Annotated in this window: 14 protein-coding genes; 6 read left to right on the forward strand and 8 right to left on the reverse strand. The window is 70.0% G+C overall.

Annotated features, from left to right (window positions below; all coding sequences use genetic code 11):
• Positions 1 to 12: 12 nt before the first annotated feature.
• Positions 13 to 624, reverse strand: a complete 612-nt coding sequence (locus ACMGFE_RS16465; protein ID WP_436926318.1) for a plastocyanin/azurin family copper-binding protein — start codon at positions 622 to 624, stop codon at positions 13 to 15.
• Between the two features lie 228 nt (positions 625 to 852).
• Positions 853 to 1,374 carry a plastocyanin/azurin family copper-binding protein gene (locus tag ACMGFE_RS16470; protein WP_436926319.1) on the reverse strand — a complete coding sequence of 174 codons (522 nt, stop codon included), beginning with the start codon at positions 1,372 to 1,374 and terminating at the stop codon, positions 853 to 855.
• Positions 1,375 to 1,651: 277 nt separating this feature from the next.
• Between ACMGFE_RS16470 and ACMGFE_RS16475 the strand changes: the two genes are divergently transcribed.
• Together ACMGFE_RS16475 and ACMGFE_RS16480 are read left to right on the forward strand one after the other, a co-directional pair.
• Entirely contained in the window at positions 1,652 to 1,891 is a 240-nt protein-coding gene (locus tag ACMGFE_RS16475) for a PRC-barrel domain-containing protein (protein WP_436926320.1), read from the forward strand.
• On the forward strand, positions 1,892 to 2,356 hold the full coding sequence (locus tag ACMGFE_RS16480; RefSeq protein ID WP_436926321.1) for an NOB1 family endonuclease: 465 nt from the start codon (positions 1,892 to 1,894) through the stop codon (positions 2,354 to 2,356).
• 171 nt (positions 2,357 to 2,527) lie between these two features.
• Here ACMGFE_RS16480 and ACMGFE_RS16485 read toward each other — a convergent pair whose 3' ends face one another.
• The 3 genes from ACMGFE_RS16485 to ACMGFE_RS16495 all read right to left on the reverse strand — a co-directional run bounded on the left by ACMGFE_RS16485 (position 2,528) and on the right by ACMGFE_RS16495 (position 4,925).
• The gene (locus tag ACMGFE_RS16485) at positions 2,528 to 2,674 is read right to left on the reverse strand and encodes a CopG family transcriptional regulator (RefSeq protein ID WP_436926322.1); all 147 of its coding nucleotides are present in this window, start codon (positions 2,672 to 2,674) and stop codon (positions 2,528 to 2,530) included.
• A 103-nt stretch (positions 2,675 to 2,777) separates the two neighbouring features.
• A complete protein-coding gene (locus ACMGFE_RS16490) occupies positions 2,778 to 3,536 on the reverse strand; it encodes a CPBP family intramembrane glutamic endopeptidase (RefSeq protein WP_436926323.1) in 759 nt (252 codons plus the stop codon).
• Positions 3,537 to 3,629: 93 nt separating this feature from the next.
• The gene (locus ACMGFE_RS16495) at positions 3,630 to 4,925 is read right to left on the reverse strand and encodes a phosphoglucose isomerase-related protein (protein WP_436926324.1); all 1,296 of its coding nucleotides are present in this window, start codon (positions 4,923 to 4,925) and stop codon (positions 3,630 to 3,632) included.
• 147 nt (positions 4,926 to 5,072) lie between these two features.
• Between ACMGFE_RS16495 and ACMGFE_RS16500 the strand changes: the two genes are divergently transcribed.
• Positions 5,073 to 5,654, forward strand: coding sequence for a DUF8056 family protein (locus tag ACMGFE_RS16500; protein ID WP_436926325.1), 582 nt, complete (start codon positions 5,073 to 5,075; stop codon positions 5,652 to 5,654).
• 68 nt (positions 5,655 to 5,722) lie between these two features.
• Complete coding sequence (locus ACMGFE_RS16505; protein ID WP_436926326.1) at positions 5,723 to 6,181, forward strand: DUF5812 family protein; 459 nt, start codon at positions 5,723 to 5,725, stop codon at positions 6,179 to 6,181.
• 9 nt (positions 6,182 to 6,190) lie between these two features.
• Here the strand turns inward: ACMGFE_RS16505 and ACMGFE_RS16510 are convergent, their stop codons facing one another.
• Complete coding sequence (locus tag ACMGFE_RS16510) at positions 6,191 to 6,529, reverse strand: DUF7968 family protein (RefSeq protein WP_436926327.1); 339 nt, start codon at positions 6,527 to 6,529, stop codon at positions 6,191 to 6,193.
• 92 nt (positions 6,530 to 6,621) lie between these two features.
• Positions 6,622 to 8,412 (reverse strand): oligoendopeptidase F, encoded by a 1,791-nt coding sequence (gene pepF, locus ACMGFE_RS16515; RefSeq protein WP_436926328.1) that lies wholly within the window; start codon positions 8,410 to 8,412, stop codon positions 6,622 to 6,624.
• Positions 8,413 to 8,514: 102 nt separating this feature from the next.
• Between pepF and ACMGFE_RS16520 the strand changes: the two genes are divergently transcribed.
• Positions 8,515 to 9,975 (forward strand): M28 family peptidase, encoded by a 1,461-nt coding sequence (locus ACMGFE_RS16520; protein WP_436926329.1) that lies wholly within the window; start codon positions 8,515 to 8,517, stop codon positions 9,973 to 9,975.
• A gap of 72 nt (positions 9,976 to 10,047) precedes the next feature.
• Entirely contained in the window at positions 10,048 to 11,739 is a 1,692-nt protein-coding gene (locus ACMGFE_RS16525; RefSeq protein ID WP_436926330.1) for an SLC13 family permease, read from the forward strand.
• A gap of 68 nt (positions 11,740 to 11,807) precedes the next feature.
• Here the strand turns inward: ACMGFE_RS16525 and ACMGFE_RS16530 are convergent, their stop codons facing one another.
• Positions 11,808 to 12,545 carry a class I SAM-dependent methyltransferase gene (locus tag ACMGFE_RS16530; protein WP_436926331.1) on the reverse strand — a complete coding sequence of 246 codons (738 nt, stop codon included), beginning with the start codon at positions 12,543 to 12,545 and terminating at the stop codon, positions 11,808 to 11,810.
• Positions 12,546 to 12,605: the final 60 nt, after the last annotated feature.

The following is a 12,605-nucleotide window of genomic DNA, read 5'->3' on the forward strand; positions in this document are numbered from 1 at the left end:
CCGTCCGAGCGGTCACTCCGCGACGGTGAACGACCCGGTCATGCCTACGCTCCGGTGGGGGTTACAGTAGTACTCGTACTCGCCGGCGACCTCGAACGTGTGCGAGAGCGTGTGGCCCTCGTCGTAGAGGTCGTCGTCACCGCCCGCAGTCCCCGAGAAGTCCGACCCGCTCGGCGTCGACTCGGGGCGGACGTTGTGGCCGCTGCTGTGCCAGACCCAGACCACGGTCTCCCCCGTGCTGATCTCGAAGGATTCGGGGTCGAACGCGAGGGCGCCGTCGGCGACCGCGACGACCTGGGCGGCCTGCCGGGGCGTCGCCGTCGACGTGGTCGCGGCGGTCGACGTCGGGGAGGCCGTCGGCGCCGCCGTCGCGGTGGGCGTCGTCTCGGACGTCCCCGTCGGCGTGGCCGAGGCGGTCGGCGTCGATTCGGGTCGGGACGTCTCGTCGGGCGGGGCGGTGGTCCCCCCTCCGCCGGCCGGCGCGGTCGTCGGCGAGGGCGTCGAATCGCCGCCTCCGCCGTCCGCGGGCGGCTCCTCGGTCGCGGTCCCGTCGCCGTCTCCGCACCCGGCGAGGGCCGCCGCGAGCGCCGCGGCTCCCGTCCGGAGTAGCTGTCGGCGGTCCATGCAGCGGATTCGAACGGGCCGGGGATAAACCCACGGCGGCCGTTCCCGTCGGTGTCGTTCCGGCGGTCGACCGTCTCGGCGCCGCCAGGGAGGCGACAGTGTCGGCGAAACGGCGAAGGCGGCGCGCTCGGCGTAGTATCGGCGACGGCCACCGCCGCACTGTCGGCGACAGCACCCTCGGCGCACTGTCATCGACGGCCACCGCGCACTGCCTCGGCGGTCGAGCGGCTACTCGGTGACGGTGAACGACCCGGTCATGCCGACGTTACGGTGCGGATAGCAGTGGTACTCGTAGTCGCCGGCGACCTCGAACGTGTGGGAGAACGTGTACCCCTCGTCGTAGAGGTCGTCGTCGCCGCCGGGCGTCCCGGTGAAGTCCGAGCCGCGGGGTCGCGCCGTCGCGCGGACGTTGTGGCCGCTGCTGTGCCAGACCCAGACCACGGTCTCCCCCGTGCTGATCTCGAACACCTGCGGGTCGAAGGTGCGATTCCCGTCGGCGACGGCGACGACCTGCGCCGCCTGCGGGGGAACCGTCGGGGTCGGCGTCGGCGTGTCCGTCGGCGTCTCCGTCGCGGTCGGCGTCGGCGTCTCCGTCGGCGTCTCCGTCGCGGTCGGCGTCGGCGTCTCCGTCGGCGTCGACGAGGACTCGTCCCCATCTGTCGGCGTCTCGGCACCGGTTCCCAGCCCGCAGCCCGCGACGGCGGTCGCCAGCGTCGCGGCACCCACCTCCAGGAAGCGTCGGCGATCCATGACGGACCCGTAGCGAGACCACGACTATAGTCCCGGTGATCCGCGTGCGGCCCGTTCGCACGGTGGAACCCCTCGATATCGTCGCCGACGTCGGCGCTCGAATCGACAGCCCCCGGTCGGTTGTTGGGACCGGACCAGCCGCGGTGATGTGAACAGGACGCGGCGGGGCTCGGGCGGACCGCCGACCCGGGCGGCGACCCCGCGGCGACAGGCGGTCGTCACGCGGGTGTCAGACGGCCCCGTGGCGTTTATAGGGCAGGACTCGGTAGTCGGGGGCATGGCCGAGATACTCGCCGAGAACCTCTCCGGCAAGGCCGTCACCGGGACCGACGGCGCCGAGATGGGCATGCTGTACAACATCACGATGGACCTGGAGACGGGGCGGCTCCGTGACCTGATCATCGACCCCAACGAGCACCTCGACAACACCCAGTTCGAGGTCGACGAGCAGGGTCACCTCCTCGTCCCCGTCGACCGCGTCCAGGCAGTCAAAGACCACATGATCGTCAAGCGCTAAATGTACGTCCTCGACGCGTCCGCTTTTATCAACGACTATCACACAGACGAGCAACAAGCGACGGTGCCCATGGTCCGGGAGGAGCTCGAAGACGAGAGCGCCTACCGCTACGACGCCATGGAGGGCTCGGGTATGCACATCCACATCCCCGAGGAGGAGACCGTCGAGCGCATCGAGCGCGCCGCCGGGGAGACCGGCGACCTCGAGACGCTCTCCGAGACGGACATCCGGCTGGTCGCCGCCGCGTTCGAACTCGACGGCCGCCTCGTCACCGACGACTACGCGATGCAGAACGTCGCCGAGAAACTGGAAGTCGCCGTCGAACTCATCGCCCGCGAGGGCATCAGCGAGCAGCGCGACTGGCAGTTCCAGTGCGCCGGCTGCGGCCGCGAGTTCGACGAGAACCACGACCGCTGTCCGATCTGCGGGAGCGAACTCTCGCGCAAGAACCCCTCCAGCGCCTGAGTCTGCGTCTTCGTCGCCCGATTCTCCGTCACTCACACAGAGCCCGATTCGCGCGACCGCAGCGCGAGAACGCCGTCTCGGTCGTTCCCGTCCGGTTCCGCCGCTCGCCCACGAGCGGCGAGTCGTCGCCGCGTATCGGACCGCGTCTCGGTGTCGTCCCCACTCCACCCGCTACGGTGCGTGTTCTTCGAGGTGTTCGAGCCCGGTCTCGACGAGTTGCCGGAGTACTTCCTCCTCCGTGAGGTCGTACTGCCGGGCGATCGCCTTGATTTCCCGGGCGCAGTCGTCGTCGCAGACGACCGAGTAGCGGGTCGGCATACTTCCGAGTTTCCCGGCACCAGGCTTAATAACCCGTCAGACAACCGTCCGACAGGTTTTCGGGTCTGTGCGCCTGGGACCGCTGGGGCCCGGCGGGCCAGCGTTAGAGTGCCGCCGTCGCCTCGACGTACTGGCTGAGGAAGCTGAAGGAGTTCCAGCAGGCGTGGACGACGATCGGGACGGCGAGGTTCTCCGACAGCTCGTACAGGGCGCCGAGGACGAGACCGAGGACGGTGATGAGGACGATCGACGGGAGTTTCGTGTCGCCGGGACCCAGCAGCGCGAAGTAGTGGGGAGCGCCGAAGAACAGACTCGCCAGCAGGACGGCCGGGACGACGCCGTAGGCGCGCCGGAACAGCCCCTGGACGAGCCCCCGGTACAGCAGTTCCTCCGCGGGCGCGACGAACAGGAACGTGACGGGGAGCATGTAGAAGGCGAGCACCGGGTACTGCTCGACCTGGCGCGTCACCTGGTTGACCGCCGTGTCGACGCCGACGTAGCGAAAGACCGCCGAGAGGACGGCCGCGACGACGAACAGGCCGACGAAGCCGCCGACCATCCAGAGGACGCTCCGCAGGGAGGGGACCTCGACGGAGAACAGGTCGCCCCCGCGGTGGAACCGGAGGTAGAACCCGATGACCGCGAAGAAGCCGAGGAACTGCGTGGCCGAGAGCGCGGCGTACAGAAGCGGCGGCAGGGAGGCCATGGTCTCGACCTCGTACCCGACCGCCCGGAGGAGCGAGGCGCTACTGAGAAACACTAACGTTCCGAAGACGAACGCCGCGACGACGAGCGCCACCGAGTGCAGCAGACTCTCGACGCGCGTCTCCAGGTCGGCGACGCGGTAGTACTCCGAGGCCATCTGATTGGCGTCGATTTCGCGACCCACCCGTTTGACTGCACCGGTCCGGACGCACGACCGCGACGGCGGGAGCGAACGCGGGCGACCGTCCGCCTACTCGACGACCAGGTCCGTCTTCTCGCGGACGGCGTCGGCCTCCGCGAACTCACCGCCGCCGAGCAGGCCGCGCGCGGCGTTTTTACCCCACTCGACCGCGGGCTGGGTGAACGTCTCGACGCTGTAGAGTTCGCCCGCGAGGATGCACGCCGCTTCCACGTCGAACAGCAGGCGGCCGACGCTCTCGGCGTCCATCGCGTCGATCTCCACCCGGACCGAGGGGCGCTCGGCGGCCGCGAGGCTGGCCTCGGTCGCCTCGAACTCCGCGTCGAGGAGCGTGCCCAGGTCCTGTCCGCCGAGGTATTCGAGGGCCGCGACGTCGGTCTCCGGGATCGGACAGTCGGGGCGCTCGCGCGGGCGGACGACCGTGACGAGTTTGTCCCGCGGGCCGGCGCGGTAGAGCTGGAGCTGGGAGTGCTGGTCGGTCGCGCCGAGCGCGCGAGCGGGCGTCTGGCCGCCGCCGTCCTTGCCGAGGCTCTCGGCCCACAGCTGGGCGAACCACTCGGCGAACGACTCCAGCCCCTCGGCGTAGGGCATCATCGCGTTGACCGTCGCGCCGCGCTGGTCGAGCGCGTAGGCGACCGCGCCGTAGGCGTAGGCCGGGCAGTCGTACAGCGAGCCGGCGAGCGCGTCGGCGCCCGCACGGCCACCGTCGAGGAGCGCGTCGAGGTCGACGCCCATCAGCGCGGCCGGGACGAGCCCGACCGTCGAGAGCGCGGAGAACCGGCCGGGGACGCCCTCGGGGACGTCGAGCGCCGGGAGGTCCTCGGTCTCGGCGAGGTCGCGGAGCGGGCCGGACTCGCCCGTGGTGACGACGGTTTGCTCCGCCCAGTCGACGCCCGCCGATTCCATCGCCTCGCGGACGACGAGGAAGTTCGCCAGCGTCTCCGCGGTCGTCCCCGACCGCGAGACGACGTGGACGACCGTCTCGTCGAGCGGCAGGTCGTCCAGGAGTCTGTTCACGTGCGCCGGGTCCACGTTGTCCAGCGCGTAGTGGTCGATGGGGGAGTCACTCGCGAGAGCTTCGGTGAGAGTGACCGCTCCGAGGGCGCTCCCGCCGATGCCGACCGTGAGGATAGCCTCGGGGTCGAGACCGGCGACGGCCTCTTCGATCTCGGCCGCGTCGACGCGCTCGGGGAGGTTCAGCGACGCGTAGCCGAAGTCGTCGTCGGCCATCCCGCTCGCGATCCGGTCGTGGGCGTCGGCGACGCGCTCGTCGAGGGCGTCGAGGGCGTCCCGGTCGATACCGGGGTCGGCCTCGCTCGCCAGCGCGTTCCCGATGTCTACTCGCATGAGCGAGTGGTCGGACGGGTGGGGGATATGCCTGTCTACACGGACGAGGAGGGAGTGTGAAACCGGGATCTGCTGGAGGTGTACGGATCGAGCCAACAGAGAGAGCGAACGGGTGGTTTATTCCCGACCGAACCGAATCTCCGACAGATGAACGACGCCACGGACGGGGAGGTCGCCGCCAACGGGGAAGTCGCGATCCCGGCGTCCGGCGACGAATCGGACGCCGAGGACAGCTACGGCGGGATCCTGACCGCCTTTCCCTACGCGATTCGGGCGAGCGACTCGCGCGTGTTCCAGACCTACGCCGGGATCAGCGCGGTGTTCGCAGCCGGTATCGTCCTGCTGTTCGCGTTCGCGATCGTCGTGCTCCTCGGCGCGTCGGCCGGCGCGCCCGGTGGGTCGTTCACCTTCTCGCGGGCCTTCTTCCTCTTCCTGATGCTGCTGGTCGTCGCCCCGCTGGTCACGCCCGTATTGCTCGTCGCGCGCCGCCACCGACGAACGAGCTCGGACGTGCGATACGATCGAGGACTCGCGCTCGCCGGGTACGGCTTTCTCGCCGCGCTGTACGTGAGTCTCGTGATCTCGACCCCGGCGGAACTGCAGGAAGACCCCAGTGGCCCGCTGGGCGCGATCGCGGAGCTCCTTTACGGCCTCCCGACCCTCGTCGCGGTCGTCCCGCCGGTGGCGGCAGTCGTCGTCATGTACCTCGCGCAGCGTCGGTTTCGCTGAGTGCGCGAACGGCCGACGGACGAGTCGTCGTCGAAACGGAGAAAAGCCGCGGTCGGTTACACGCACCCATGAAAGACGGGACGTTCGTCGTGACGGAGGCCGACGCGGAGTCGGCGGTGTTGCGCGACGTGAGCGACGGGCAGATCCACACGCTGGGCTCGAACCCAGACCTCGCCGTCGGCGAGGCCATCGAGGCGACGCTCGCACCCGAACCGCCGATGGACGTCGTCTGGGTCGTCGAGGACGTCGCCCGCAGGTTCACCGTCTCCGTCGAGGAGAGCGCGGAACCGCCCACGCAACAGGCGCTCGACCTGGCCGCCGACCAGCCCGTCGGCGAGGTGACGACTCGCGAGCGCGCCGGGACCGGCGAAGTGCACGTCCTGTCTGTCCCCGAAGACGGCACGGAGCGCGCCGTCGCGGACGTGCGCGACGACGAGGCGACCGTCGAGCGAGCGGCGCGCATCGGCGTCGAACGCGTCGAGATCCGGTCGGAACCGGGCGTCGTCAGCGTGCGCTACCTGCCCTGAGGGTCCCGGTTACTCCGTCGGGCCACCGGCGCTCTGGACGCGCCAGCCGCCTTCTACCTCGCAGGTATCGCGGACCGTGTACTCGATCTCGGTCGACTCGTCGACGCGATCGCCACCCTCGACAGATTCGATCGCCAGCGGGACGTCCAGCGTGTCGCCGCAACAGCCGACGCCGGTGAACTCCTCGGTGACCTGCCCGACCTCGACCGTGCCGAGGGTCTTCTTCAGGTACGCGCGAAACGGCCGGCCCTCGACGATGTCCCGCCCCCACGTGCTCAGGTCCGACGGGTAGGAGATCACGACGGTCGTCGCCGCGTCGGCTGTCGATTGCTGGTTCTGTGCGTTCATCGATCGCAGTTGGGGAGTGGCGCGGAAAGGGGTTCCGTCGGCCGCCGGTTCGAGCGGAAACGAAGGCGTCTTAGATCGAAGCGGGGAGCGTCTCAGATCAGGTCCTCGAACTCGTCGAGGAACTCGTCGTACGTGTCGATGGCGGACTGGATCGGGTCGGACGTCGTCATGTCGACGCCGGCTGTCTCCAGGAGTTCGAGCGGGTACTCGCGGGAGCCACTGGCGAGGAACTCCCGGTAGCGCTCGGCGGCGGGCTCGCCCTCGTCGAGGATGCCCTGGGCCAGCGCGACGGCGGCGGAGATGCCGGTCGAGTACTGGTAGACGTAGAAGGCGCGGTAGAAGTGCGGGATGCGCATCCACTCGCGGCCGATGCGGTCGTCGACGTCCGCGTTTGCGTAGTAGTCGCTCTTGAGGTCGCGGTACACCTCGTCGAGGCGGTCGGCGGTGAGCGCCTCGCCTTCCTCTTCGAGGCGGTGGGTCCGGTGTTCGAACTCCGCGAACATGGTCTGGCGGAACAGCGTCGACCGGAATCGTTCGAGGTACTGGTTGAGGACGTGCCGGCGCAGCGTCTCGTCTTCGACCTCGTCGAGCAGGTGGTGGGTCAGCAGCGTCTCGTTGACGGTCGAGGCGACCTCGGCGACGAAGATCTCGTAGCCGCTGTAGACGTAGGGCTGGTGTTCGCTGGTGTACTCCGAGTGAAGCGAGTGACCGAGTTCGTGGGCGAGCGTGTACATCGAGGCCACGTCGTCCTGGTAGTTCATCAGGATGAACGGCTGGGAGTCGTAGGTCCCGCCGGAGTAGGCGCCCGACTGCTTGTTCTCGGTCTCGTAGACGTCGACCCACCGCGAGTCCAGCCCCTCGGCGAGCCACGACTGGTATTCCTCGCCCAGAGGTTCGACGGCGCCGGTCACCCACTCGCGGGCCTGGTCGTACTCGACGTCGGGGCTCTCGCCCTCGACCATCGGGACGTAGAGGTCCCACATCTTCAGTTCGTCGGCGTCGATGGACCGGCGCTTCAGGTCGGCGTGGCGCTGGAGCACGTCGAGGTTGTCGTCGACGGTGTCGACGAGCGTGTCGTACACCTCGACGGGGACGTTGGGGCCGTCGAGGGCGGCCTCGCGGGCGGTGTCGTAGTTGCGCGCCCGCGCCAGTTTCACGTCGGTCTTGACGCTGTTCTTGTAGGCGGCGGCGATGGAGTTCCTGTACGCCTCCCACTCGTCGTAGAACGTTTCGTAGACGTCCCGGCGGAACTCGCGGTCGGGGTTCTCCTGGAGCGTCGTGAAGTTGTTGAGGGTGATCCGCCGGGGCTCGCCGTCGGGGTCCTCGACGGCGGGGAACTCGATGTCGGCGTTGGCGAGCATGTTGTACACCTCGCCGGTCGACCCGAGCACCTCGCCCAGATCGGCGAGCAGGTTCTCGATCTCGGCAGAGCGGGTGTGCGGTTTCATCCGCAACACGTCGTCGAAGTAGTGCTCGTAGACCTCCAGATCGGGGTTCTCGTCGACGTACTCGTCGACGGTCTCGCGGTCGAGGCTCTGGATCTCGGGTTCGAGGAAGCTCGCGGCGCTCGACGCGCGGGAGGAGAGCGACTGGGCACGCGAGGTCAGGGCCTGATAGTGGCTGTCGGCGGTGTTCTCGTCGCGGCGCATCCGGGCGTAGGCGCTGACGTTCGCCACGTCGCGCATGACCTCCTCGTATGTCTCCAGCGTCGCCTGGAGCGTCTCGGGGTCCTCGGTCGACCGGCCCTCGAAGGACCGCAAGTCGTCGAGTCGCCCCTCGACGGACTCGAAGGCCTCCTCCCACTCGTCGTCGTCGGCGAACAGGGACTCCAGTTCCCACTTGTACTCCTCGTCGATATCGCTGCGCTCCGGTACCGAACTCATGGCTCCGGGTTAGACCCGTCTCGCCGTAAGCCTTTCAATGCCGGAGGCGCCGTACAACCGGGTGCGCCCCACGTTTTTGTCGCCGGCGACGCGAGGAGTGACATGGACGACAGTCGCAACGGCGCCACCCCACCCGACGCCGTCGACGACGCGGTCGCGGCGGCGCTCGGTCGTGCCTGGCTGGCCGACGACTCCTGGGACCTGCTCACGCGCCTGACCGAACTCGACGACCGGCTGGGCGGCCACCCCGGCGACCGCCGCGCGGCCGAGCTGGTCGCCGACGCCTTCGAGAACGCGGGCGTCCGGAACGTCCGCGAGGAACCCTTCGCCGTCAATCGCTGGACACGCAGGCGGACGGAACTCGCAGTCTCCGTCCCCGACCGCGGCGTCGAGCGCTCGTTCGAAGCGGTCGCGCTCCCGTACTCGCCCGCCTACGAGGGTGAGGCGCCGCTCGTGGACGTGGGCTACGGGACGCCCGCTGAACTCGACGAGGCCGACGTGGCGGGCTCGGTCGCGGTGACGCGGACGGCGACGCCGCCCGACTTCGGTCGACCCTACCATCGCGCCGAGAAAGTCGGTCACGCCGCGGCCGCCGGGGCGGAAGCGTTCGTCTTCACCAACCACGTCCCCGGGCAGCTCCCCCCGACCGGGTCGCTGCGCTTCAATCGTGAAGCCGCCATCCCCGGCCTCGGGGTGAGCAAGGAGACCGGCGACTGGCTGCGCGAGTACGCCGCCGAGGGCGCCCGGGCGCACGTCCGCGTGGACGCGGAGACCGAGCCGGGGACGAGCCGAAACGTCGTCGGCGTGGTGGGTCCGGATCCCGGGGACGCGGAGGGTCAGAGATCGCCCTCGGCGGACGGCCAGAGAGCGCCCTCGGCGGACGGCCAGAGAGCGCCCTCGGCGGACGGCGAAGTCGTCGTCCTCGCGCACTTCGACGCCCACGACGTGGGCGAAGGCGCGCTCGACAACGGCTGCGGCATCGCGACCGTGGTCGGGATGGCCCGGATCCTCGCCGCGATGGACCTCGACCGGCGCGTCCGGATCGCCGGCGTGAGCTGCGAGGAACTGGGGCTAATGGGTAGCGAGGCGCTCGTCGCGGACCTCGCGCTCGGCGACGTGCACGCCGTCGTCAACGTCGACGGCGCCGGCCGCTACCGCGAACTGAACGCGCTCGCACACGCCTCCGACGCGATGGCCGGACTCGCCGGGAGCGTCGCCGACGCCGTCGGTCACCCGGTCTCCGTCCAGGACCGGCCCCACCCATACAGCGACCACTGGCCGTTCCTGCGCGAGGGCGTCCCGGCGCTCCAGCTCCACAGCAAGGCGCCCGACGCCGAGGGGACGTGGGACCGCGGGTGGACCCACACCCGCGCGGACACCCGCGACAAGGCCGACCGGCGGAATTTACGCGAGCACGCGATGCTCGCCGCCCTGTTCGTCCGCGAGATCGCCGCGGCGGACGTGCCGCGGATCGACCGCGAGAGCGTGCGCGAGGGACTGGAGGCGTACGGCGCCGACGAGGGGATGCGTGCGGCCGACATCTGGCCCGAGGAGTGGGACTGACCCGTTCGCGTGGGAAACGGGTAGACCGTTCCGGCGAAAGACCATTGGGCGTCCGCCGAGAGCGGCCCGTAGATGGACGTCGACGACCCCGCCGAGCCCTCCGTCGAGTCGGGCAGCGACAGCCAGGACGACGGCGCGGACAGCGCTGTCGACGACGACGGACGGCAGCGCCTCCTGATCCTTTCCGGGGCCGTCGCGCTGACGGCGCTGGTCGCACTCGCACCCGCGGACGGGTCGCTCTCGACCGAAGGGCAGTACGCGCTCGCGACGATGGCGTTCGCGGCCGTGCTGTGGATCACCGGCGCGCTCCCGCTGTCGCTGACGGCGCTGACTGTCCCGATCCTGCTGACCGTCTTCGGCGTCTACCCGAGGCTCCGCGAACCGCTCGCGGCCTTCGCCGACCCCGTCGTCTTCCTCCTCTTCGCGGGGTTCGCGCTGGCCGCGGCGCTCCAGTCCCACGGCGTCGACCGCCGGCTGGCGCTCGCGCTCGTGAGCCGCGTCGGGACGTCGCCCCGGCGGATCGTCCTCGCGGTCATGGTCGCGACGGCGGGCCTCTCGATGGTCATCTCGAACACGGCGACGACGGCGATGATGGTCCCCATCGCGCTGGGCGTCGTCGGCCAGGTGACCGGCGAGCGACCCGCGCCGACGCCCGACGGGCGCCCGGCGCCCGGACCAGTCGAAGAACTCGGTCAGTCGAGCGGTGATGCCGGCAGTTCCGAAGACGCGACCAGCCCGTCCAACATGCAGGTGGCGACCCTGCTCGGGACGGCGTACGCGGCGACGGTCGGCGGCGTCGGGACGCTCATCGGCACGCCGCCGAACGCCATCGTCGCCGGGCAACTGGAGTCCTATCTCGGCGTCTCGGTCACCTTCCTCGACTGGCTGTTCGTCGGCCTCCCGCTCGTCGCCGTCGCGCTGCCGCTGACGTGGTACCTGCTCACCTATCGCCTCTACCCGCCGGACGCCTGGGACGTGTCCACTGCGCGGGAGGCCGCCGAGTCGCGCCTCGCCGCGGCGGGCGAACTCTCCACGGCGGCCCGCCGGACCGTCGCGATATTCGGCGTCACCGCCGCGCTCTGGCTGCTCGGTGGGTTCGAGTCGCTGTTCGAGCGCGTCCTCTCGCCGGCGGCGTTCGCGACCCTGTTCGGCGGGAGCGGCCCGACGGTCTTCGGGACCGTCGGCCACCAGGGGCTGCTCTACTACGTCCTCGTCGGCCTCGTCGCCGTCGTCGCGCTGGTCGCCACCGGCGCGGCGGCGTGGGACGACCTCCTCGGGATCGACTGGGGGACGCTGTTACTGCTGGGCGGCGGCCTCTCGCTCGCCGACGGCCTCCGCGACAGCGGCGCCATCGACTGGCTGGCGACCGAGGGCATCGCTGCCCTGGGTTCGGTCCCGGTGGTCGTCCTCGTCCTCGCCGTCGTCGGATCGACCGTCCTGCTTGGCGAACTCGCGTCCAACACGGCGATGGCCGCGATCCTCGCGCCGCTTTTGATCACAGCCGGCCCGGCGTACGCCGCCCAGCTCGGCACGGGGGGCGAACTGGCCTCGGTGTTCCTCGCCGTCACGGTCGCCGTCGCCGCGAGCTTCGGGTTCGCGCTCCCCGTCGCGACGCCACCGAACGCCATCGTCTACGGCAGCGGTGCGATCGGCCGCGAGCACATGCTCCGGGCCGGCGTCGTCCTCGACCTCGTGATGATACTGCTGGTCACCGCCGCGGCGTTCGTCGGGCTCGCGGTCGTCCTCCCGTTCGTCTTCGGCTGACGGGACGCCGCCGGACCCGCCACTGCCTGCGCTCACTCCGCCGTCCGCGCTCACTCCGCCGTCCGCGCTCACTCCGCCCGGGCCTCGAAGATCAGCGTCGACGGCAGCTTCGCCAGCAGTTCGGGCCTGTGCTCGCCCCACGGCCCCTCCTCGTAGTGGCCGGGGTCGTCCGACCCCGGTTCCAGCAGCCGCTCGACCCGGAATCCGGCCCCCGTGAGCGCGTTGTGCACGTCACTGATCCGGTGACGGTAGGTCACCATGTCGGAGTCGAGATCGTCGTACGTCGTGACCTGCCGGCCGGTGTCGAAGTAACTCTCCTCGACCCGGTGGGTCTCCGGGTCGGCCAGGTCGTAGACCGGGTGGGGCATCGAGAAGACGAGTCGTCCACCCGGTCGGAGGACGCGGTGGGTCTCGCGGAAGCAGGCCGCCAGGTCCCCGACCCACTGGAAGACGTAGGCGTTGAACGCCACGTCGAAGCTGTCGTCCGGGAACATCTCTAGATTGGTCACGTCACCCTGGACGAACTCCACGTCGACGTCGTGTTCGGCAGCCAGGTCGCGAGCGAACGACAGCTGTTCTTCCGAGAGGTCCAGCCCCGTCACGTTCGCGCCGCGCTGGGCCAGCGCGACCGAACACTGCCCGCCGCCACAGCCCAGTTCCAGCGCGTCTTTTCCCGCGACGTCGGACAGGAGCGTCAGGTCATCGTCGCTGGTCGTTCCCGTCCAGTTGACCCCCACGTCCAGGTCGATCTCGTCCTGAAACCACCCCGCCGTCAGATCCCACCACTCCTTCACTTCCTCTGTCATACCCTCTCTGTTTCGACCGGCTCGAATAGGTCTTGTGTACGTGTGGAAGGGTATGGCGTG

The organism is Halosimplex amylolyticum (assembly GCF_051414035.1).
Lineage (GTDB): Archaea > Halobacteriota > Halobacteria > Halobacteriales > Haloarculaceae > Halosimplex > Halosimplex amylolyticum.